Raw genomic sequence first — 22644 nt, 5'->3', positions numbered from 1 at the left:
GGGACACAAGCGCCTTGCGCGACGTCAGGTCAGGAGGAGCCGACCTCAGGGGGAGACGTTCTCAATGAGGTAGTCGATGCCGCCGGTCGGCAGCGAGGAGGTTCCGCTGTAGTAGACCTGCAGGGTGATCCGCTCGGTGGCAGCCTGAACGTCGGAGCTGGTGAGGGTGTGGTCGATCTCGCGCAGCCCGCTGGAGCCCTGGCCGTACTTGATCTGACGAGAGCCCGCCCAGAGTGAGAAGTTGATCGACGAAGTGTTGGGGTTGTAGGCGAGCTCGACCTGCACGCGCTCGCCAGCAGCGAGGTGGCCCAGGTAGAACCAGTCGTAGCCCTCGCCCGGGCAGAGGGTCATCTCTTCAAAGCCGCCCGAGAAGAACTCCACACCGTTGAGGCTGCTGGCGTTGGTGGTGCCGTAGCTGTCGTTGGTGCAGGTGGTGGGTTCGGGGTCCGGATCCGGGTCCGGGTCGGTGCCGCCGCAGACGTTATCTTCGTCGACGGCGCCGTCGCAGTCGTTGTCCAGCTGGTCGCAGACCTCGGTGGAGCCCGAAGCGGGCAGGGCGTCGCAGAAGGCGCCGGTGCCGTCGAAGCGGCAGGTCAGGGTGCCATGACCCACGCAGACGCCCAGGCCTACCGAGCAGGCCTCGCCAACGTTGAAGCCCTCGTCGGTGGCGCCATCGCAGTTGTTATCGATCCCGTCGCAGAGCTCGTTGGCGCCCGGGTGGATCTGGTCGTTGGAGTCGTCGCAGTCCGGGCCAGCCAGGCAGCCTTCGCCAAAGCCATCGGAGTCGTTATCGACGCAGACCTCGCAGGCGTTGGCCGAGCAGGAGGCGCCCCCGGGGCAGAGGGAGGCTTCGGTCCACTGGCCACAGAGGTTTCCGTCATCTACGCACTCGATGAACTCCGAGCCGCCCACGCAGGAGGTCTCCCCGGGGGTGCAGCAGACGGGATCCGGGCCGGTGTCGGGCTCTGGATCGGTGTCGGGCTCCGGATCGGTGTCGGGCTCCGGATCGGTGTCGGGCTCCGGATCGGTGTCGGGGGTGGTGTCGACGTCGGGTGTGGTGTCGACGTCGGGATCGTTGCCCGTATCGGGCTGCGGGCGGACATCCGTGTCGCCGGTGGCGGGATCGGCGACGTCGGTGTCGGCACAGGCGCTCAGGCTGAGCGAGAGAAGCAGGATAAGAGCAAATCGTAACTTCGCGGACACAGCATCCTCCGGAGGGTCAATGGCAAAAGGCCGCCCATCGTAACGAGGTGGAGTTTGTGTCACAAGCACGATGCGCGCGATGCCGAGCGCCCCAGGACGACGCTGACGGCGTCGATAGGGATCCGCGGTAGCGTTGCTACAGCTTCATTCCTATCTCCTTGTCAGGCGCCGCCCTGGATGTTGTGCGCTCGGGTTTTTGGGTTCGCGATGCCGAGCGCCCCAGGACAAAGCCAGCATCGTCGCCGCGTCCTCGCAGTAGCGCTGCTACAGCTTCGTCCTCGCTCCTTGCTGGACTTTGCCCTGGATGCGCTCGGGGGGGAGTTCACGAAGTCATCCGTTCCGGCCGTCGCCCTGGATGCGCTCGGGTTTTTAGTTCGGGAAGTCATCCGTTCCGGCCGCCGCCCTGGATGCGCTCGGGTTTTTAGTTCACGAAGTCATCCGTTCCGGCCGCCGCCCTGGATGTGCGCTCGGGTTTTTGGGGCTCGCGGATGTCGGAGCTTAAAAGACCAAAAGCATCGAGACGGGTTCGCTCTGGGCGGCTTCGACCTCTGGGATCCTGCCCCAGGGGCGCAGCTCCTCGGGCATCTCCAGGGAGATGTCGGGGAGGGTGCCGTCGCCGTAGAGGCCCTGGTAGGTGATGAAGCTGGTCATGACCTTGCGCACGTAGCCGCGGGCTTCCTTGTAGGTGATGGATTCGACCCAGGCGTCGACCTCGCGGTCGCCGTAGCGTTCCATCCAGGAGCGCAGCGGGGCGGGGCCGGCGTTGTAGCCGGCCAGGGCCAGGGAGGGGCGATCGGCGGCGTGGGCGATGTGAATCCGGATGTACATGGTGCCCAGGCGCACGTTGGTGTCGGGGTTGAGGATCTGGTTGTTGGAGACCGAGCCCTCTTCCAGGAAGGTGCGCGAGGTGTAGCGGGCGGTGCCCGGCATCAGCTGCATCAGGCCCATGGCGCCGGCGTAGCTTTTGACGGTGGGGCGGAAGCCGCTCTCCTGGCGGATGATGGCCTGCACCAGGAAGGGAGAGACGCCGTAGGCGTCGCCGTATTTGTGGGCGAGCTCCATGTAGTTGACCGGGAAGGCAAAGCCCCAGTCGCGGATGTTGCGCAGCGAGGGGCCGCGCTCTTCGATGACTGACTTCATGATCCAGTGCGCCCAGTTGGGCTCGTCGATCGCCAGGTGCAGCCCGGCGCGCAGCTGGGTGGCGCCTTCGGGCACCGGGTGGACGGATTCCTGGCGGCGGACCTCGGCCAGGGCATCTTTGTAGAGTCCCAGGCGCACCAGCTCGGCGCTCACGGCCAGGCGCGGGTTATCGGGCAGGCGCAGGGTAGCCAGGTTGGTGATCTCGTCGGCGCTCAAGTTGATGGTGGGCAGGCGCACACGGGCCGGCAGCTCGTGTTGCTCCAGACGCGCGACGGCCAGACGGCCGTACCAGGTCAGGGGGCCGGAGTTGATGGTGTCCTGGAGCCACTGGCGAGCCTCTTCGCTGCGCCCGGCCTTGAGGTGGTTGACCCCCAGCCAGTAGCGGGCTTTGAGGCCCAGGGTAAGCTCCGACTCGTCTTTGATCTGCCCGTAATGATGCACCAGGTCGAGCAGGGGAGGGATGGCCGCGTCGTAGTCCTGTTGGAGGTAGGCGCTGAGCGCGGTGCGCCACAGGGCGTCGGGTACGTGGTCGCTGAAGGGGTGCAACCCGACCAGGTCAAAGAAGAGCGCGCGGGCCTCTTCGTGCTTGTTTTTGTACTGGTAGAGGCGGCCGGCCTCGTAGAGCGACTCGGGGCAGAGCGCGTTGGTGGGGTACTCCCGGCAGAGGCGCTGGTAGAGCTCGATGGCTTCGCTGTCGCGGTCCATCCGTCGCAGGGCGCGGGCCCAGCCGAAGTAGAGGCGCGGGCGCAGGGCCGGATCTTTGATCAGGCGCTCGGCCTCGGCGAACTCTTCGAGGGCTTTGTCGCGCTTGCGTTCGCGTTCGTTTTGCAGGGCCTGACGGTAGCGGGTCCAGCCGCGAACCTCGGAGCCGGAGACGCCGCGCATCTGGGCGTTCTCGCGCGAGACCTGGTGGGCGTGGCGGTAGCGCCCCCGGGCGATGAGTTCGCGCATCCGATCGACGCGGTCCCCAAAGGGTACGATCGAGGTGCGCAGGCGGCGTTCGGCTTCGGCGATCTCGCTGGCGATGCGGTCGCTGCTGCGCCAGGCGCGGGTCATGCGGTAGATGCCCAGCCACACCTGGGCGGCTTCGTCGGGGCGCTCGGCACGCTCCAGGATGCGGGCCTCGGCTTTGCGCACCTGGTAGCGATCCCAGGCCTGATCGAGCTCCTGACGCAGGTTGTAGAGGTCTCTTAAGGCCTGGTCGACCTGGCCCTCGCGGGCGAGCTGGTCGGCCTGGCGGATGTGGGAGGAGAGGGCCATGGCTTCATCTTCCACGGCCTGCTGGCGGGAGCGGCCCAGGGCGCGTCTGGCGAGCTCGCCGACGCTGGTGGGCTGCTCGGCCAGCTCCTGCATGGTGGCCACGCCGCGGGAGCGATCGTTGGCGCACATCTGCATGCGGGCAAAGGCGTAGCGGATGGCCGGCTCGCCATCGGCATGCAGCTCGACCGGGCCCAGGATGTCGGTGGCCAGGGACAGGGCGTCCTGGCACTTATCGTCGACGAGCAGCTGCATGGCGTCGGGCCAGCGGGGATCGGCGACGTAGGGCGCCAGCACCAGGTAGTCTTTGCCCGCGCCTAACAGGCGACTGGAGACCGCCCGTACCGCCGCCGGGGGCTCCCAGCCGGTGGTGACCTCGCCATCGCTTAAGCGCTCAAAAAACTCGCGAAGTTTGGCGGCCTGCGCCTGGCTGATCCCCACCGGCAAGGCTTCGTCGTGGGCGTCTTCAGCCAGGGCGTCTTCGGCCAGGACGTCTTCGGCCAGGGCGTCTTCGGCCAGGACGTCGTGCTCATGGCGAGCTTCAGCGGCGCTCTCGGCGTTTAGAAGCGCGTCTTCGATCGCGTCGAGAGGGACCGTGGCGAGCGCGTCGGTGTCGGAGCTTTCGTCGTCGGCGGCAGCCGGGATCGCGTCGTCGCCGGCGTTGGGCTCTTCGTCGGCGCGGGCGTCGCTCAGGGCTTCGGGAGCGTCGGTCTCGGGCTCGTCAGAGGGCCGGGAGAGCTCCTCGGTGGCGAGTTCGGCTTCCAGGGTCGGGGGCTCGGGGGAATCTTCCCCTCCCGTGGCGAGTTGGCGAGGAGGCACGAGGCCGGCCTCCTCGGCGTCGCTCTCGGTGGCGAGAGCCTCCTCGGCGTCGCTCTCGGTGGCGAGAGCCTCCTCGGCTTCGTCGGCCTGATCCAGCGCGAGTTCGGCGCGTTTGAGCGCGCGGAGCGCCGCTTCCTCGTCGCCGACGGCCTCGCTGGTTTCGGGCGCGCTGGCGGCGGGCTCTTCCGCCCAGGCCACGCCGGTGAATCCCCACAGAAGCAGCGCGCAGAAGAGCAGCGCGCGCGTCGTTTTGAAGTGCAGATCGTTCATGATCGTCGTTACCCTGGACCAGGTTTTCCGCCGGGCTCCCCACGCGTCCCTGCTCGGAGGTAGGGTGCGAAGAAGATCGGCAGCTCGGGCTAGCAGCCCTTCTGCCGACCTGTCAATTCGTCACCTTCCGGGCGGCGCCACATCCTCGCGGACTCGGGCTGCGGCCTCTCCACTATAAAGTTCCCCCTCAAATGCACCAAGAAAATTGCCCGCGCGGGCTTGCGCCGCTTCGGCGGCGGGTTCACCTTTGGGCCCACGTGCGCGCGGCGGGCTGCGGCCCCCTCGAAGTTGTGATCCGAGTGCCACAGAGCAACCTTTTTTCGGGCGCGGCGCACGTCTCCGCATCCTTTGCAGTAGGAGTGTCATGATTGATATCGACTTCTCGGCGCAACCCTTGCCCGAGGGCCCGGCCCCGGAGCTGGCGTTGAGCCATCTGGACACGCTCTGGCTCCAGGTCACCGGCACGCTATGCAATCTGGCCTGCCGGCATTGCTTCATCTCCTGCGGTCCCAAAAACGAGAGTCACCCCTTTATGGCGCTCGACGAGGTGCGCCGGGCGGTGGAGACGGGCGCGGCGATGGGGGTCAAGGAGTACTACTTCACCGGGGGGGAGCCTTTTATGCACCCGGAGATCCGCGAGATGATCGCGCTGACCCTGGAGCACGGCCCCTTAAGCGTGCTCACCAACGGGGTGCTCATCGACGAGGAGTTGGCGGCGTGGCTGGCGGACACCTTTGAGCGCGCTCGCTACAACTTCGATGTGCGCGTCTCCCTGGACGGGACCACCGCCCGGGAGAACGACGCGATCCGCGGGCGTCATACCTTTGAGAAGATCCTGGCCGGGGCCGTACGACTGCACCGGGCCGGGCTCAACCCGGTGTTTACCGTGACCACCTGCCACGCCGAGTTGGCCGAGAGCGCCGGCCGCCAGAGGTTTTTTGAGCTCCTGGCCGAGCGGGGCATCACTCGCCCCCGGCTGAAGTTTCTGGCGCCCTTTAAGATCGGGCGAGAGGAGCGACGCGGCGGAGCCTACGCGCCCTATGAGCGTTTGACCGAAGACGCGCTCGACGAGGAGGCTCGTCGCAGCCTGCAATGCTCCAGCTGCCGGATGGTGACGGCCAAGGGCGTGTATCCCTGCCCGATCCTCATCGAAGAGGAGGGCGCGCGCATGGGCGATCGCCTGGAGGATGCGCTGGCGCCCATTCGGCTGGATCACCCGGCCTGCTACACCTGTTTTGTGGAGGGGGTGACATGTCGCACCTGAGACGTTTTGCGATTTTTGGCGGGGTCTACAACAACTTCCTGAGTCTGGAGGCGACCCTGGCCGAGGCCCGGGCGCTGGGCTGCGAGGCCATCTACTGCCTGGGCGATATGGGAGGGGTTGGCCCCTGCCCCGACCGGGTGTTTCCGCTGCTTCGGGAGTCGGCAGACCTCTTTGTGATGCAGGGCAACTACGATCATTCCATCGGCCATCGGCTGGAGGATTGCGCCTGTGGCTACACCGATCCGCGCGATAACTACTACGCGCAGATCAGCTATGATTACACGCTGGCTCATACCGCCGATGAGCATAAGGACTGGCTGCGCGACCTGCCCACGGAGTTTCGGCGCCAGTGGGGCGGGGCGCGCGTGCTGATGAGTCACGGCAGCCCCCGGCAGGTCAACGAGTTTTTATGGGAGTCGATGTGTCCGGATAGCTTTCTGACGCACCTGCTCGATGAGCATCAGGCCGACGTGCTCTTCATCACGCATACGGGCATTCCCTGGCAGCGGCGCCTGCCCGACGGGCGGCAGGTGATCAACGTCGGGGCGATCGGCAGGCCGGCCAACAACGGGCGCACCAGCGTGGACTACGCGCTGGTGGAGGTGGAGGGCGACGAGGTCAGGGTGACGCTGCGCCCGATCGACTACGATCACCAGGCGCTGGCCGAGTTGATGCGCCAGGAGGGGCTCCCGGAGCCCTTTGTCGAGACGATCCTCACCGGGTGGTGGACCACCTGTCTGGAGGTGATGCCCGCGCGGGAGCGCGCCCGGGGCAGGTATTAGTGTGGCGTGAACCCACGCCAGAGGCGCGGTGCGCGTGTTTTGACCCCCTCGACCCCCACGCCAGAGGCATGGTGTGCGTGTTTTGACCCCCTCGACCCCCACGCCAGAGGCACGGTGTGCGTGTTTTGACCCCCTTTACACCCCCTTTGGGGTATGGCTTGGGTCGGAAGAGGTGGGGGGGATGGCGCCCGGGAGCGTCTCGGCGCATTGCCGAGGGAAGAAAAGGCGCCTGGACGAGGCGCCTTTGTTTTTATCGCGGGGTCATTTGGACTGACGGAAGAAGAGCTTGATGCGCGAGCCCTCGCGTACGCGGACGACCTTTTTCTCGCTGACTTCGCCATCTTCGTAGCGGACCTGGACCTCGTGGCGTCCGGCTTCGACTTCGACGGTGCCGGGGGTCTGCTGGCCGCGATCGCTGCCGTTGACGACCACCGCGCCGCGGGGGCGTGAGTAGACGGTGATGCGACCCTGGCCGTCTGCGGGTTCGGATTCGGGCTCGGGCTCCGAGGGTTTCTCCGCGGGTTTGCTCGGGGAGACCGAAGGGCGCGGGGGGCTGCCGCCGCTGTAGCCCGAGAGCTCGACCATGAGCACGCGCTCCTCATTGGGGCGAAGGGCCAGTTCGTAGACGCGCTGGTTGCCGCCGTAATCGACGACCACGCGGTGGGGGCCGCCGGCCGGCAGGATCATGCCCTCGTTGGTGCCCTGCTCGGAGTAGGCCGGGTAGGGGAGGCCGTTGACGGTGACCTGGGCCTGGGAGAAGTCGGTGACGACGGTGAGGTGGGCCGGGCGCAGACGGCGCTTTTGCTGGCCGACTTCCACCGGGGCCGGGGCGCTGAGCTCTTCGGGGGGCAGCGGGTCTAAGATCTCCCACTCGCCGGAGTTGAGGTCTTCAGGCTCGGGGAGCTCGGCGAGCTCGACGTTTGGCGTCGGGACGTCGTCGCGCTCGGGGGCTTCGGGGGCCGGGGCTTCTGACGTGGCCTGATAGGCGGCGAAATCGGTGTCGTCGCCGGTGGCCAGGAGCTCGATGGCGTCGCGCTCCTGGATGAGCAGCGCGGCGGCGGTGACGAGGGCCAACGCGATCAGCGTGTAGAGGGCGTAGACGATCTTCTGGGAGTGCGCCTGGCGCATAACCAACATCCTGCATTCAACAAGGTTTTGAGCGCCCCTGGCGAGGCTGCGGTGTGTCGAGGTGGTACTTTGTGTGGCGAGCGTGTGTCAACGTCGCGTATGGGAGCGCGGCGCGTGGGCGCCGGCGCTCGGGTTGGACCGGGAGGGGGCGTCGAGCATTCAACCGGGGGTGAAGAAGTCGAGCATGCGGCGAGTGCGGGAGGCCTGGCGCGCGCGTTGATGGGCCCACTCGCGCAGCCCTTTGATGCTCTCTTCGTAGGTGCGGTAGAGGGGCACGGTGTCGCGGGCGGCGTAGACCAGGTCGTCGCGGTCGAGTTCGCGACCGCCGGCAAACGCGCTGTACATGGCGCTGATGACGACCTGCTCCAGCTCGGCGCCGGAGAAGTGTTCGCAGAGCTCGGCGACCTCGGCGATGGTCTCGGGCTCGATGGCGCGGCCGCGCCGGGCCAGGTGGATGCTCAAGATCTCCTGGCGCTCGTGGGGCTGGGGCAGATCGACAAAGAAGATCTCGTCGAAGCGTCCCTTGCGCAGCATCTCGGGGGGGAGGTCGGTGACGCTGTTGGCGGTGGCGACCACGAAGACCGGCGTCTGGCGCTCTTGCTGCCAGGTGAGCAGGGAGCCCAGCACGCGGCTGGAGCGGCCCTCGTCGCCGGGGCCGCGGGCAAAGCCCTTTTCGATCTCATCGATCCACAGGACACAGGGGGCCAGGGCATCGCAGGTCTTGAGGGCCGTGCGCAGGGATTCTTCCGGGGAGCGCCGACCGTCGAAGACGCGTCCCATATCCAGGCGCAAAAGGGGCAGGCCCCAGTGTCGGCCGATGACCCGGGCGCTGAGGCTTTTGCCGCAGCCCTGCACGCCGAGCAGGAGCAGGCCCCGGGGGGCGGGCAGACCGTAGGCGCGGGCTTCTTGACCGAAGGCCGCGCGGCGCTCGACGAGCCAGTCTTTGAGGGCGTCGAGGCCGCCCACGGTGTCGAGGCCGGCGTCCAGGGGGTGAAATTCCAGGACTTCGCTGCGGCCGACCAGGCGACGTTTCTCCTGGAGGATGGCGTCCTCCAGATCGATGGTGCGTCGCTCTTCGCGGGCGTCGAGCAGCTGTTGGCGCACGCGGTGAAAGGCGCGATGCGCCTCGCGCTGGGTCAGGCCGAGGGCGCCGGCGGTGAGGGCTTCGCTGTCGAGGTCGGGGAAGTGGTGGGGAGGAAAGACGGCCAGGAGTTGTTTTTTGATCCCCTCGCGATCGGGAAGGGGCAGCGAGAGGGGGGTGAGGTCTTTTTGAAACTCGGGGAAGTCGAGGGGGGTGGGGCCGACGAAGATCAGGGTTTTGCCCTGACGGGCGCAGCTCCGCTCGGTTTCGCGCAGGAGGCGGCGCAGCCTGGCGTTTTCGAGCAGATGCGCGGCATCGACGAAGACGTAGACGCCGCGCTCCGGGCTGGTGGCGACCCGAGCCAGGGCCCGGGCCAGGTCGGCGTCGCCGCCGGTGTCGTTGTCGTTGTCGGGGGCGTCGCCGAAGCCGCGGGTGATCGACCAGGTGTGCACCGGGCGCTCATCGCGGCGGGCCAGACGCGCGATCAGATCGAGGGCGCGCTCCTCCTCGTGGGTTTCCAGGTGGAGCAGGGCGTAGGGGGCACGTAAAAGCGCCCCCAGCTCGCGCATAAAGCGCAGGTGGGGGCTTTGGGAGGCGGGTGTGCTCATGGGTCGCGTCGGGTGGCCGGGCGCTGGCGGTCGAGAACTCAGCGCCCGTAGTAGTCGACGACCTGATAGCCGTCTCCGGCCAGGTCGCGATCTTTGATCGAGCGCCAGAGATCGCGCAGACCTTTGTAGTGGTCCAGAAAATCGCCTTCTTCGACGGCGGGTTTGACGGCGATCTTGGCAGAGAGGCCGCGACCCCGAGGCTGAACGGTGATGACTCCCAGGCCGCGCTCGGTGGCCGTTTTGATCAGGATGTCGTTGTACTCGGCCTCGCCCTCGCGCAGCGCCTCCAGGGGGAGTGCGAGCCAGCGGTAGTTGGCGGTGGCGCGGCTCATGGCGTGCAGGCCGCTGCGCACGTTGAAGACGCACTCGTCGTAGGAGGCCGCAAGTTTGATGGCGTGGAGCTTGTGGACCGAGCCGGCCACGTAGACCACATCGACCGGGACCGCGCGGGGGCCTTCGTCGGTGAGCGCGGGTTCGTCGTTGAAGATGGCGTGAGAGGAGGGATACTCGCGCTCAAAGAGGCGCTCGATGGGTTCAACCATCTCGTCGATGCTAAAGTCGTAGAGGTCTGTCATACCGTCCCGGGGGGAGAGTGGTTTACGATGAATCGCCGCCTGCTATCGCTCTTCCCCCCGGGTAGAGTGCGGCAATGAAGGACTTAGCCGGCGCTGAGGGACCAGCGCAGTTCGTCGCGTAATGTATCGATTTCCTGGTTGAGCACGCGTTGGTCAGCGGCGCCCAGGACCACGCCATGAAGACCCACAAAAGTTAAGTCGATATCAAAGACAGGTTCGCCGTTTTCGACGCGCTTGCGAAACTGCACATCGAGCTCCACCGGCTCCTGGTGAATGGTGGAGCGGCCCATGCAATAGAGAAAGAGGTACACAAAAAGAGGGAGGACGAGCACGAAGAGGGGGACCATGGCGATGATGAAGGTCAGCGAGCCCCGCTCAAAGCGCAGGCGTTCGTGTTCGGACTGGACGACGCGGTAGCCAAAGGACTCAAAGAGGCGCTGGACGTGGTAGCGCAGCTCCTGCTCGTCTTTGACGCCGTAGGCACGCATCTGGCGCATGAAGACAGTCTGCGAGGGGTCGCAGAAGGTGTCGTCGCTGGCTTCGATGCGAAAGGGGAAGTGCTCATCGTTATCGACGGCGACCATGGCGCGGCGCGTGGGGTCGACGACCGGGAGCTGATCGTGTTGGAGACCGGTTTCGGCGACCGGGACCAGGCGAGCGTCGCTGTGGCCGTAGCGCTCCTCGATGTGGGCGCGCAGCGAGGCCGGCAGCAGGGGGTGGCGAGCCACCGCCAGGCGGTGATGCGGGGTGTGGGCAGCCTGATGGACGGCGCCGGGCTCGGAGGGGCGGGGCTCGGGGGGCGCTCCGGGCAGCGGCGCCGGGGTGCCGGCGGCGGGATCATGGGCCAGCAGGTCGCGGGCGGCCTCGGCCGCGGCGGCGCGCCGGGCCTCGTCGCTGAGTGCGGTGGCGTCAGTGGGCGCGGGCTGCTCTTGGTCGCGCCAGATCGGGCGCGGCAGGCTGCGGCTGTGGTCGATTCCGGGGATGGCGTATTCGAGGCGGCCGTCGCTTTTGACCTCCAGCTCCACCAGTCCGGCCTGGGTGGCCTGGTCTAAAAACGCCGTGACGCGCTCATGGGGAAGCCCCAGCGCGTAGGCCAGATAAGAGGGCTGCAGCCGGTCCATGCCTTCTTCGTAGACCAGGCGCAGGATGTGCCACTCGAACTCCTCGTAGGTCATGATCCCGTCGCGCGTCTCTTGAGCTGAATGCCAGTGGGGCGAACTCCTACCTCAGGGAACACATCGGATCGCTTCCGGCATTCCTCCGATGAGGAGCCGGGAGCATGCGCTGCGCTTCCATCGGGCCCTCCCAGACCGTGTCGCAGGCCAGAGCCAGGGCCTTCTCTAAGAGTAGGCACCCGCCCCGGCCAGAGCAAGCGCCCCGGCCTCGGCCCGTTGGCCGAGGCCATGAGGCCCCGGGGCGCTGGTCAACACACCGGCCAGGGGTTATCTCTAAGGACAACCTTTTTTGCAGCACGGCGATGTCAGTGCGGACCTGCGGGGCCGGCGCTGACTTTTCTGACCTGACCAGGAGGAAGCGTGTCGACGTCTGAGATCGAAAGCGTTCTAAAAGAAGATCGTTCGTTTGAGCCCCCGGCGGAGTTCGGGGCCCAGGCCAACCTCAACGCCGACGCCCTCGACGCGCTCTACGCCGAGGCCCAGGCGGACCCGGAGGCCTTCTGGGCCCGTCAGGCCCGCGAGGAGCTGGTCTGGGAGAAGGATTTTGAGACGACGCTCGACTGGCAGCCGCCTTTTGCCCGCTGGTTTGAGGGGGGCACGCTCAACATGAGCGTGCAGTGCCTGGATCGCCACCTGAGCACCGCGCGCAAAAACAAAGCCGCGATCATCTGGGAGGGCGAGCCCGGGGATCAGCGCACGCTGACTTATCAGCAGCTTCATGCCGAGGTCTGTCGCTTTGCCAACGGGCTGGAGCGCCTGGGCATCGGGCAGGGCGATCGAGTGGCGATTTACATGCCGATGGTGCCTGAGCTGGCGATTGCCCTGCTGGCCTGCGCGCGCATCGGGGCGGTGCACTCGGTGATCTTCGGAGGCTTCTCGGCCTCGGCGATTCGCGACCGGGTGGAAGACGCCCAGGCCAAGCTGGTGATCACCGCCGACGGCGGGTTTCGTCGCGGCAAGGTGTTGCCGCTTAAAGAGCAGGTCGATGCGGCCCTGGCCGAGGGCTGTCCCACGGTCGAGGACGTGGTTGTGTACCGCCGCTGCAACAACAAGGTGACCTGGTTTGAGGGCCGCGATCGCTGGTGGCAGGACGTGATCGCCGACGAATCGACTCACCACCAGGCGCAGGCCTTTGACGCCGAGCATCCCCTCTTCATCCTCTACACCAGCGGGACCACCGGCACGCCCAAGGGCGTGGTCCATGCCACGGCCGGCTACGCGCTGTGGACGAAGCTGACCACGCGCTGGGTCTTTGATCTCAAAGAGGAAGATACCTACTGGTGCACGGCCGACATCGGTTGGATCACCGGGCATAGCTACATCGTCTACGGCCCGCTGCAGAACGGCGCGACCACGATGATGTATGAGGGCGCGCCGAACTGGCCGCAGCCCGATCGTTTCTGGGACATCATTGAGCGCCACGCGGTCAACATCTTCTACACCGCGCCCACGGCGATTCGCGCCTTCATGAAGTGGGGAGAGCAGTGGGTGGACCGCCACGATCTCTCCAGCCTGAGGTTGTTGGGCACGGTCGGCGAGCCGATCAACCCGGAGGCCTGGATGTGGTACCACACCAAGATCGGCCAGGAGCGTTGCCCGATTGTCGACACCTGGTGGCAGACCGAGACCGGCGGCATCCTGATCTCGCCAGTGCCCGGGGTCACGGCCACCAAGCCCGGCAGCGGCACCCGGGCGCTTCCGGGCATCGAGGTGGCGGTGGTCGATAAAGAGGGCAAGGACGTGGCCGAAAACGAGGGGGGCTTTCTGGTCATCAAGCGCCCCTGGCCCTCGATGTTGCGCACCGTCTACAACAATGAGGCGCGCTTTAAGGCCGGGTATTTCGGGCGTTTTGAGGGCATCTACTTCGCGGGCGATGGGGCCCGTAAGGATCAGGACGGCTACTTCTGGATCATGGGTCGCATCGACGATGTGATCAATGTCAGCGGTCACCGCCTGGGGACCATGGAGATTGAGAGCGCGCTGGTAAGTCACCCGGCGGTGACCGAGGCGGCGGTGGTGCCTCGTCCCGACGACATCAAGGGGCAGGCCATCGTGGCCTTTGTCACGCTGGAGAATGGCGAACCCTCCGATGCGCTGGCGCTGCAACTGCGCGACGAGCTCAGCGCGCATGTGGTTCAGGAGATCGGGGCGCTGGCGCGCCCGGCCGAGATCCGTTTCACCGACGGCCTGCCCAAGACGCGCAGCGGCAAGATCATGCGCCGTCTGCTGGCCGACATCGCCGCCGGGCGCCAGAGCGGAGACACCTCCACGCTCGAAGATGCCTCGGTGCTCGATAAACTTCGCGAAGACGCGAAGTAAGGTTCTGCGCTATAGCTCCGGGCAGCCGGCATCCTGTCGGCGCCCGGGGCATGGCTCCCCGCCCCACCTCCGGCGGCGCTCCCACCGCACTTCTTCCCGCACACGACGTACCCCATGCACATCGATGTCTTTCGCCTCAACAACGGCCAGGGCTGGGATCTGCACTTGAAGCGCTTCTCCGACCCGCAGACGCTGGTCCCGGGGCGCCGTCCGGTGCTGATGATCCCGGGCTACGCGATGAACACCTTCATCTTGAGCTTCCACCCGGGCGGCCCCTCGATGGTCGAACACCTGGTGGCCCGCGGCTTCGAGGTGTGGACCGCCAACCTGCGGGGGCAGGGCGATGCCCGGCGCCGCTGGCCGGGGGTGGAGGATCACGGGTTTAAGGAGCTGGCGCTGGTCGACCTGCCCCAGGTGCGCGACTTCGTGCTCACCGAGAGCCTCCTTGAGCCCGACGCCCTCGATCTGGTGGGGTGCAGCCTGGGGGCGACGGTGATCTACGCCTACCTGGCGCACCATCCCCGGGAGCATCACGTGGGTTCGGTGATCTCGATCGGTGGCCCGCTGCGCTGGACGCATTCCCATCCGCTGGTGCGTCTGGTGCTGGCCTCGCCAGGGCTGGCCGGGGCGGTGCCGGTCCGGGGCACCCGGCGCATGGCGCGTCTGGCGCTGCCGCTGGCCCGGCGCTTCCCGGGACTGCTCCAGCTTTACTTAAACCCCGAAATCATCGATCTGGACGCCGCCGACGAGCTGATCAAGACCATCGATGACCCGAGCCGTCGACTCACCCGGCAGATCGCACACTGGCTTAAGGCGCGCGACCTGGTCGTCGACGGGCTCAACGTCAGCGACGCCCTCGACCAGGTGGACGTGCCCCTGATGTGCGTGCTGGCCAACCAGGATGGCATCGTGCCGCCGCCGGCCGCGCTCTCGGTGTTTGATCATATCGCCTCGCGCCAGATCGAGGTGGTGCGCGTGGGCGATGCGCGTTACCCCCACGCTCACGCCGACCTCTTCATCTCGCACGGGGCCCGCGAGGCGGTTTTTGAGCCGATGGCCGCCTGGCTTCAGGGGCGGTACGAGTCGGCTCCCCCGACACAGCCGGCCGATACGGAGCACTCCAATGCCTGAGCTGGCCGAAGTGGAGGTGGCTCGCCGCAATGTCGAGCGCTGGTGGCAGCATCGCTGCGCCCGGGAGGTGCGCCTGATCGATCCGAAGGTCCTCCGGGATGCAACGCCCCGCGAGCTCGAAGATGCGCTGGGCCGTCGGCTGGTCGCGATGCACCGCCGGGGCAAGTACCTCTGGGCGGAGTTGGAGGGGGGCTTTGCGCTGATGTTTCACTTTCGGATGACCGGCAAAATCACCTGCGAGGATTCCCCGGAGCCGCGCTTTGCTCGCCTGGCCTGGCGCATCGATGAGGCCGGGTGGCTGGTTTTTAAAGATCCTCGTCGGCTGGGGCATGTGGAGGTGCTCGGTCCCGGGGAGCTCGACCATTACGACGCCCTGCAGCGCATGGGACCGGAGCCCGAAGACGCCACGGCCGCCGGGCTCAAGGCCGCCTGCTCGGCGCGGCGCCTGCTCAAGAGCGCGCTTCTGGACCAGTCGGTGGTCGCCGGCGTGGGAAACATCGCCATCAGCGAGCTCTTCTGGCGCCTGAAACTGCCGGTGGAGGTGCGCTGTGGCGAACTTGACGATGCGCAGTGGGAGGCGCTGGCCAAGGAGATGCCGCGCTACTTTGATCAGATCCTTCAGCGTTCGATGGCCGATGAGATCGCCTATCTGAATGAGGCCGGCGGCGATAACATTTTTGAGGTCTACGGCCGGGAGGGGGAGCCCTGCCCGCGCTGTCAGGCCCCCTTGAAAGTGGCGCGGGTGGCCGGCCGATCCTCGTACTATTGTCCAACGTGTCAGGGAGAACCATGAGTGTAGACATGCAGACCCTCAGCCAGCAGGTGGCCGAGGCGATCGCCAGACAATTCACCGAGTTTGAAGGGCACGCGCTGCGCTGTGATGCTGGCGAGCCCGGGATGATCTATGTGGCGCTGCGGGGCGCGAAGCGCGATGCGCAGGCCGGGGAGCGCCTGGCCGGGGAGCTCGACCGCCTGGTGCGCGCGGAGCTGGCGCGGGCCGGGGCCACCGCGTGCGCGCCGACCATCATGATGGGTCGCGGCGATAAAGATCTGCTCCTGCGCGTGATGATCAGCGCGGCGGGATGAGTCTGTGCGCAGGGATACTCTGACGTGTACACGAGGCGGGCGCTCGCGGAAGAGCCGGCCCCCTGCTGGAGGCACCCGAGCGCCGGCGCGAAGGGTGCTCGAACCCTCAAGGCGCGTTGTGAGTCGGAGCGCGAGGGTAGCGTGGACCCTCAAGGCGCGTTGTGAGTCGGAGCGCGAGGGTAGCGTGGACCCTCAAGGCGCGTTGTGAGTCGGAGCGCGAGGGGTGCTCGAACCCTCAAGGCGCGTTGTGAGTCGGAGCGCGAGGGGTGCTCGAACCCTTAAGGCGCGTTTGTGAGTCGGAGCGCGAGGGTAGGAAGAAGGGTTGAGTGGGGTGGTCGAAAGCCATCGCGAGGGTAGGAAGCAGGGGTGAGTGGGGTGGTCGAAAGCCATCGCGAGGGTAGGAAGCAGGGGTGAGTGGGGTGGTCGAAAGCTATCGCGAGGGTAGTGAGGAGGGGTGAGTGGGGTGGCGCGTGGTCCGGGAGAGGCGCGGCAATAAGTCGTGGGGATTGGGCGTTGTGGAGGCACCCGAGCGCCGGCATCTGCCAGGCAGCGCGGCGCTCCTTGATGTCGACGATTTCAGACGAGGACACGATGGCTGAGCAGAGACCCTTTGAGCCCGGACGATTCTGGGATGAGATGTTTGATCGCCCCGACTACCGCTATGGCGAGTCGGCCAACCCCTTTGTGATCGAGGCGGTGGAGGCTCGTCTGGAGCCCGGCGCCGCCGTGCTCTGCGTGGGCGACGGGGAGGGGCGAAACGGGGTGGGGCTGGCCCGGGCCGGCTACCGGGTCACCTCGCTGGAGCCCTCGGCTGTGGGGCTGGCCAAGACCCGGCAGCTCGCCGCGAAGTATCAGGTGGAGGTGGAGACGATCCAGGGGGTGATGCCCTCCGATGTGCTGGGGGAGCGGGAGTTTGACGCGGTGGTGCTGGCCTATGTGCATGTGCCGCCGGCGATGCGCCCGGAGTTGCACCGCGCCTGTGTGCAGCACCTGGCCCCCGGAGGGCGGATCGTGCTGGAGGGCTTTACCCCCCGCCAGCGCGAGTTGGGGCGCACCAGCGGCGGCCCCGGCGATGTGGCGATGCTCTTTGAGCCCGAGACGCTGCGCGAGGACTTTGAGGGGCTTGAGGTCGAGCTCCTTCAGGAGGAGCAGGTCGAGCTCGCCGCCGGCGATGGCCACCGCGGGGTGGCCGAGGTCGTGCGCTTGATCGCGCGTCGCGTCTGAAGCGGAGCCGCGGCGGTGAACCCAACGCAAAAGCGCCCCGGGAGGACTCCCGGGGCGCTTTTGCGTTGGGCAGGAAGCGTTGAACGCTCCCAAACTCAGCGGTGAAGTGTCTCAGCGCGCGGTGTTTTCCCAGGCGCCGATCGAGCAGTAGCCGCCGTTGGGGCGCGGCAACGCGAGGGAGGTGGGGTTGGTATCTTGTCTGTCATCTTTTTAGATGCTGAGCGCTACGTGCCGAAGGCCGTGTTTCTTATGTACCGGCCTCCATGGCTGAGAGTAGCGTTCCGGCCAGTGCGGAAAAGAGGTTTCTTACTGAGGTCGCTACCGAGAGGCTTCGATAGTGGCCTCCGAAGCCCGCTTCGGTCTGGGGGGAGAGTATTAATGATGCTGCTTGATAGAGTTGTTGCTCCATCAGACGCTCGCAGAGGATGCGGTAGCGCTCGGCATAGGATGCGCCCGCGAACTCAGGCATGAAGTGATAGTGCGCTGAACGTAATGTTAGTGGGCGCGTCGAGTCTTCGCACTCTTCCAACATCATGAGATAGCCTAAGAAGGGCTGTCGTGGATCGACGGTTGAATTCGACGGTCCATCGACATGGTTTGACGGAAGAAAGTTGTTTTGTCGAGCTGACACCCATAAATCCGATGCGCTCCCAATCGCCTCCTCGGTGCGGTTGTTGAAGTTGTTACCAAAAGAGCCAACCTGTGACTTGAATTCTAAGACGGCTATGAGGCGCTGTTCGTGTACGATTAATACATCCCAATTCTTTGAAGGTCGATAGTACCCTGGTAACTGAAGGTTATGACGCCCGCGTGTGAAAACGGACTCTGATGGTAGGCCACACTCAGCGGCGATCGATTCCACCAGAGCGATAAAACCGTCAAGGTTTTTTCCGGAGAGCACCTTGCCCCGAGTGCCACCCTGAGAGCTTGAACCGGTCGCTCGGGTCGCCCAGAACAGACGTACAGCGTCGCGGACGCGATCGTCGAAGTTTGCTGGCAGAATTGAGATTGTCATGATGACGTCCGTGAAACACGTGCCTCGGAGGCAAATGTACAAAGTGTTTGTGCTTCTGTTTTGTTGAGTTGATATGCCTGGGCTGCGAGAATATCGATGTGGTGCTGGTCGTTGCAAGTACGTGCAGCGTGAAGCTCTGTTTTTAATGAAAGGGGCAACGTGTCAAACTCAGGAACCCGGATGCGCCGGAGATATTGGGCCTGGAAGCGCAAGAATCCACCAGACATTCGGATGCAATATGCGGCTACGAAAGCGAGTGCGATCGAAGACCGAAGGAGTGTTTGGAGTATCTGGAGATCCCATCGGTCGGATGTGATAGTGTAAAGATTGTGATGTGGGTAGAATTCTCCGGGGTCATAAGCCACCGTGGAATCTCCTTTGATGTCAGGTATGAGTAGTTTTGGCGTGGTTAATAGATCGGGATGGATGCGATCGATTGTTCGAAACCATTTGTCAGGATTTTTCTTTGCGACATGACGACGATGTAATGCGTCTTTGTTAAGGGCCAGAAAGTTTGCAAAGCGCGGGAAATGTTCGGGGATAACGAGTTGACGGTTGTTGGACCAGGGGTTGACAATACCGCGTCCTGACCATTGGATGTGTGGGCCATTGAGGTCAGAGGCCATGACGAGTGGAAGTTTTCGGGAGGCTTCGACGTCCAGTGCATCATAATCATCAATAAATACACGATCGCATCCTGTTGCGACGCCTATACCAACGTGAGCCCCGGCGTCTTCAAGTGAGGGGAAGCGTTGTTCGAGAGCTCGAAGTAGGTTGATAATATGTGGGGAATCCAGGAGCCAGGGGTCGCGATTATGGGCAATCGTTTGTACGACCACGCTGTGGTTGGATCGCTCGTGCGTGAGGTCGTCCGAGAGTCGTTCAAAAATTTCTTGAATGCCTTTCAGGTGTTTTCCAGTGCTGGAAAACATGCGGGTAGTACCGGGAGACGTTCTTCGGATAAGCGTGATGGCCGGATAGGCATCGACCTCAGAGTGAAAGGCGTCAGCGACCTCCATGTTGATATATATATCGAGATTGAAGTCGGCAGCGATTTTGGCACGCAGAGGGCCGCCATATTTGTTTTTGATCCATCGGTTTGAGCATATAAATCCGAGCACGCCGTTAGGGTTTAGTAGGTCCAGGCATCGTTCAAAGAAAAGAACGTATAGGTCGGCCCTATCATAGAGGGTTGAATAGTGCTTTTTGTATTCTTTTAGGAGTGCGTTGGGAATGCGCTCCTGCCTGACATAAGGGGGGTTTCCAATGATGATGTCAAAACGGGTGTGGATGGGGATTAGGAGAAAGTCGTCCTGATGTAACCAGCTGTCACAGAGCGTTTGAGCGTCGGTTTTGGAGAGCCCCTCTTGATAGAGGATGGAGAGGAGGTTTTCCCGGGTTTCGGTAAGTGTTTTTGCGTGAAGATCAACGGCGAAAATTCGATCGGACAGTGTATCAGCCCAACACGACTTCGGGATGTTTTGACGTCTGCATGAGGCCAGTAAGCGTTTTACAGCCGCGAATAGAAAATGTCCTTGCCCGCAGGAAGGCTCCAGTAGTCTGAGAGAGGTGAGATCGTGGTCCGAGTTGTAGCCGCAGAGGTCGAGCATCCCTTCGACGACCTCTTCGCGGGTGAAGACCGCGCCACGATCTTCATCGGTGGCGCTATTGGCTAGCGTCTCAACGGCCTCTTGAACCCGACGAGGGCGGTCGAGCTGTAATGGAAGAGGCAGGTTCATACGTGTCTCGGGGGCGTCGAACGTGAGCGGATAGGCTCGGATAGCTGCTTCTGAGGTATTAGCATGGCAGCGGGCAGGTGCAACCGATATGAATCGGCGTATGGGGCGGAGACGGCCACCGCGGGGTGGCCGAGGTGGTGCGCTTGATCGCGCGTCGCGTCTGAAGCGGAGCCGCGGCGGTGAACCCAACGCAAAAGCGCCCCGGGAGGACTCCCGGGGCGCTTTTGCGTTGGGCAGGAAGCGTTGAACGCTCCCAAACTCAGCGGTGAAGTGTCTCAGCGCGCGGTGTTTTCCCAGGCGCCGATCGAGCAGTAGCCGCCGTTGGGGCGCGGCATCCCGCGCTGATCTTCGGTGAAGGCCTCGCCCTGATGGTCCACGCAGTGGGAGGCCGGCAGGCGCATCCAGACATCGTTGGTGGCCCCCGGGCTCACGGCCTTGGTCCGGGTGAACCCACCGTTATTCGCCAGCGGTTGGAGCCGAACGGGCAGGGGCTGGATTTCGGTGCCGACCGCGTCGGTGACGCTGTCGGGGGTGAAGTCCTCCGAGCCGAGCCGGATGTAGTTGTAGCCCAGCGAGTCGATCAGGTGATCGGAATTACCGCAGTGGAAGGGCTCGGTGTCGTCGAGCACCACGGAGTTTTTAAGATACACCGGCGTGCGCGTATCGCAGGTCGAGGCGATCGCGCTACCAAGCCCGCCGGTGTTGAAGTCGAAGGTGGTGTGCATGAAGGCGGCCTGACCGTCGTACTGATACCAGGCGCCGCCGATGCTGTTGGCCGTGTTGTCGTAGAAGGTCGTGTGCAGCACGAAGGCTCCGCGTCTGCTGTACACGGCGCCGCCGCTGGCGGGGGTTTCGTTGCTGTTAAAGAGTGCCCGCACGATGACCAGGTTACCGGCGGTGCCCAGAGCGTTGGCAAAGATGGCGCCGCCGCTGCTCTCGGCGTAGTTGTTTTTAAAGAGCGCGTCTTCCAGGAGCAGCGGGGCGTCCACGAAGATGGCTCCGCCCTGTCCATGGGTTTCGTTGTCGATAAAGCGCACCCGACGCAGCACTCCCGGCACGGTGCCCGTTTCGAGGTAGAGCGCGCCGCCGCGCTGACTGGAGGTGTTGTTGATAAAGTCCAGATCGGTGCCGCCGAAGGAGCCCTCGGCGTACACCGCGCCGCCGTATTCGCTGGTGGCGCCATCCCGCAGCGTGAGGCCTTCCAGGTGGAGGTCGCCCGAGGCGGCCACGTTGAAGTGGCGAGCGTTGCCGGCCGAGCGCAATGTGAGCCCGGTGGTGCCGGGGCCCTCGATGCGGACTTCTTTGTCGACGCTCAGCTCCGAGCTCAGCGTGATCTCGGAGATGGAGGGAGCAAAGGTGATGACGCTACCGGCGGCGACCCGACCGAGCACTTCACGCAGCGTACCGTAGGTGGTGGCGCTATCGCCGGAGTCGGTCACCAGGGTGGGCTTTGGGGAGCTGATCGTGGCGAAGGTGGTCTGACCTTCCTGCACCGTCAGGGTTTGGCTGCCGCCGACCACGGTGTAGACGTTGCCCCAGGCGTCGGTGCCCAGCTGGTTAACGCTCACGCTGAGGGACCAGGTGCCCGGGTCCAGCGGGATGTGGGCGGTGCCCTGGCCGCTGAGCTGGCGGCTGTGAGAGATGCCCGCGCTGGCAACCCTGATGGTGAGGCTGCCGGTGGAGGGCAGGTCGTGGGACAGGGCCAGCCCCCCGTCGAGCGCGGCGTAGGTCTGGGTCAGGTGGGTAGTCTGGCCGCTCTGCACCGAGGCGGTGGTGGTGCGCGTGGCGGGCTCATAGGAGCTCCCGCCGGCGTTTACATTATGAAAGGTCAGGGTGTACTGCCCGGGCGCCAGCCCCGGGAGGTTGGTGACGTCGGGATAGGTGGTCTGGGCGGTGGAGGGGGCCGGGCCGGTCAGGGTCACGCTGGCGGCCGCGCCGGCGGGCAGTCCCTGGGTCACCACGTTGAGTTGGCCGGTGGCCATCCCAAAGTTGAGATGCGCGCTGGCGATGGCATCGCTTAAGACCTCAACGCTTTGCGGTGGCGCGCTATAGTTTAAGTCGCCCTGGGTCACATCGGCGGCGCTGACAACGTAGATGCCCGGGACGAGATCCTGGAGGGTGGTGGCGGAGTTGACCGTGGCGCTGTAGCCGCCCGGGCCGCTGATCGTGATGGTGGGCGAGACGCCGGCGGGAAGCCCCTGGAAGCTTACCTGAAGCTGACCGTTGGCCAGCCCGTAGGTGATGGTGGTGGGATCGTTGGCGCCGCTGGTCAGCGCGGCTGTGCGCACGGCGGCGTGGTAGGTCGTGGTCCCGTCGCTCACCTGCTGCGGGGTCAGGTGGTAGGTGCCCGGTGTCAGGTCATCAAAGAGCGCCGAGGCGTTGAGTATCACGTCGGTGTTCGGGCCGCTCAGGTTGACCTGAGGGGTGAGCGTGCCGGGGAGCCCTTCGATGATCACCTGCCAGCTGGCCGGTAGCAGCGCGTAGCTCAGGGTGAGCTCGACGTGCTGATCGGCCTCGATGGTCAGGTTTGCCACCGGCGCGTTGTAAGTCGCCAGATCCAGCACCATGTTCTGGGCCACCACCTGGTACTGGCCCACGGGGATTGCGTCGAGGATGCCGCCCTCGGGCACGCTCAGCGTGGTGTCGCCCACCAGCGCAATGTTGGGCCAGGGGCTCTCGGGGGGGAGGCCCTCCAGGCTCAGAGAGAGCGAGCCGGTCGCGTGGTCGATATCACCGCCGTCGTGCTCTCCGGCGTCCTGGTTTCGTCGTGCGTTGGGGCTGTCGCCACACCCCAGGGCCAGGGTGCCCAGGAGTAGGAGGGTGAGGAG

Annotated in this window: 16 protein-coding genes; 7 read left to right on the top strand and 9 right to left on the bottom strand. The window is 65.2% G+C overall.

Annotation, left to right across the window (positions count from 1 at the left end):
* Positions 1 to 45: 45 nt before the first annotated feature.
* Both DL240_RS19155 and DL240_RS19145 read right to left on the bottom strand, forming a co-directional pair.
* Positions 46 to 1203 carry a MopE-related protein gene (locus DL240_RS19155; RefSeq protein WP_233497091.1) on the bottom strand — a complete coding sequence of 386 codons (1158 nt, stop codon included), beginning with the start codon at positions 1201 to 1203 and terminating at the stop codon, positions 46 to 48.
* A gap of 498 nt (positions 1204 to 1701) precedes the next feature.
* Positions 1702 to 4689, bottom strand: a complete 2988-nt coding sequence (locus DL240_RS19145; protein ID WP_111731506.1) for a transglycosylase SLT domain-containing protein — start codon at positions 4687 to 4689, stop codon at positions 1702 to 1704.
* A 364-nt stretch (positions 4690 to 5053) separates the two neighbouring features.
* Between DL240_RS19145 and DL240_RS19140 the strand changes: the two genes are divergently transcribed.
* Both DL240_RS19140 and DL240_RS19135 read left to right on the top strand, forming a co-directional pair.
* Entirely contained in the window at positions 5054 to 5953 is a 900-nt protein-coding gene (locus DL240_RS19140; RefSeq protein WP_111731505.1) for a radical SAM protein, read from the top strand.
* Positions 5941 to 6735, top strand: coding sequence for a metallophosphoesterase family protein (locus DL240_RS19135; RefSeq protein ID WP_111731504.1), 795 nt, complete (start codon positions 5941 to 5943; stop codon positions 6733 to 6735). The genes DL240_RS19140 and DL240_RS19135 overlap by 13 nt, the downstream gene beginning before the upstream one ends.
* Before the next feature lie 261 nt (positions 6736 to 6996).
* Here DL240_RS19135 and DL240_RS19130 read toward each other — a convergent pair whose 3' ends face one another.
* The 4 genes from DL240_RS19130 to DL240_RS19115 all read right to left on the bottom strand — a co-directional run bounded on the left by DL240_RS19130 (position 6997) and on the right by DL240_RS19115 (position 11302).
* Positions 6997 to 7863: a PEGA domain-containing protein gene (locus DL240_RS19130; RefSeq protein WP_111731503.1), complete on the bottom strand. Its 867-nt coding sequence runs from the start codon at positions 7861 to 7863 to the stop codon at positions 6997 to 6999.
* A 159-nt stretch (positions 7864 to 8022) separates the two neighbouring features.
* The gene (locus DL240_RS19125) at positions 8023 to 9552 is read right to left on the bottom strand and encodes an AAA family ATPase (RefSeq protein ID WP_146618432.1); all 1530 of its coding nucleotides are present in this window, start codon (positions 9550 to 9552) and stop codon (positions 8023 to 8025) included.
* 38 nt (positions 9553 to 9590) lie between these two features.
* Positions 9591 to 10127, bottom strand: coding sequence for a hypothetical protein (locus tag DL240_RS19120; protein ID WP_111731501.1), 537 nt, complete (start codon positions 10125 to 10127; stop codon positions 9591 to 9593).
* 83 nt (positions 10128 to 10210) lie between these two features.
* Positions 10211 to 11302 (bottom strand): hypothetical protein, encoded by a 1092-nt coding sequence (locus tag DL240_RS19115; protein WP_111731500.1) that lies wholly within the window; start codon positions 11300 to 11302, stop codon positions 10211 to 10213.
* Between the two features lie 360 nt (positions 11303 to 11662).
* Here DL240_RS19115 and acs point away from each other — a divergent pair, with 360 nt between their 5' ends.
* The 5 genes from acs to DL240_RS19090 all read left to right on the top strand — a co-directional run bounded on the left by acs (position 11663) and on the right by DL240_RS19090 (position 17062).
* Positions 11663 to 13621 carry an acetate--CoA ligase gene (gene acs, locus DL240_RS19110; RefSeq protein WP_111731499.1) on the top strand — a complete coding sequence of 653 codons (1959 nt, stop codon included), beginning with the start codon at positions 11663 to 11665 and terminating at the stop codon, positions 13619 to 13621.
* Between the two features lie 114 nt (positions 13622 to 13735).
* A complete protein-coding gene (locus DL240_RS19105) occupies positions 13736 to 14752 on the top strand; it encodes an alpha/beta hydrolase (protein ID WP_111731498.1) in 1017 nt (338 codons plus the stop codon).
* Positions 14745 to 15545 (top strand): Fpg/Nei family DNA glycosylase, encoded by an 801-nt coding sequence (locus DL240_RS19100; RefSeq protein WP_158542802.1) that lies wholly within the window; start codon positions 14745 to 14747, stop codon positions 15543 to 15545. The genes DL240_RS19105 and DL240_RS19100 overlap by 8 nt, the downstream gene beginning before the upstream one ends.
* Positions 15542 to 15838: a hypothetical protein gene (locus DL240_RS19095; protein WP_146618431.1), complete on the top strand. Its 297-nt coding sequence runs from the start codon at positions 15542 to 15544 to the stop codon at positions 15836 to 15838. The genes DL240_RS19100 and DL240_RS19095 overlap by 4 nt, the downstream gene beginning before the upstream one ends.
* A gap of 591 nt (positions 15839 to 16429) precedes the next feature.
* On the top strand, positions 16430 to 17062 hold the full coding sequence (locus DL240_RS19090) for a class I SAM-dependent methyltransferase (protein WP_158542800.1): 633 nt from the start codon (positions 16430 to 16432) through the stop codon (positions 17060 to 17062).
* A 247-nt stretch (positions 17063 to 17309) separates the two neighbouring features.
* Here DL240_RS19090 and DL240_RS19085 read toward each other — a convergent pair whose 3' ends face one another.
* From DL240_RS19085 to DL240_RS19075, 3 genes are all read right to left on the bottom strand, one after another.
* Positions 17310 to 18077 (bottom strand): PaeR7I family type II restriction endonuclease, encoded by a 768-nt coding sequence (locus tag DL240_RS19085; protein WP_111731494.1) that lies wholly within the window; start codon positions 18075 to 18077, stop codon positions 17310 to 17312.
* The gene (locus DL240_RS19080) at positions 18074 to 19816 is read right to left on the bottom strand and encodes an Eco57I restriction-modification methylase domain-containing protein (RefSeq protein WP_111731493.1); all 1743 of its coding nucleotides are present in this window, start codon (positions 19814 to 19816) and stop codon (positions 18074 to 18076) included. Before DL240_RS19080 ends, DL240_RS19085 begins: the two co-directional genes overlap by 4 nt.
* Before the next feature lie 275 nt (positions 19817 to 20091).
* Positions 20092 to 22644: choice-of-anchor Q domain-containing protein (locus DL240_RS19075; RefSeq protein WP_158542798.1), on the bottom strand; the 2553-nt coding region annotated here is incomplete at its 5' end.

It is taken from the genome of Lujinxingia litoralis (assembly GCF_003260125.1).
In the GTDB taxonomy this organism is placed as follows: Bacteria; Myxococcota_A; Bradymonadia; order Bradymonadales; family Bradymonadaceae; genus Lujinxingia; species Lujinxingia litoralis.
Note: the sequence above shows the minus strand (reverse complement) of the source record. Positions and strands in the feature narration are given on the sequence as shown.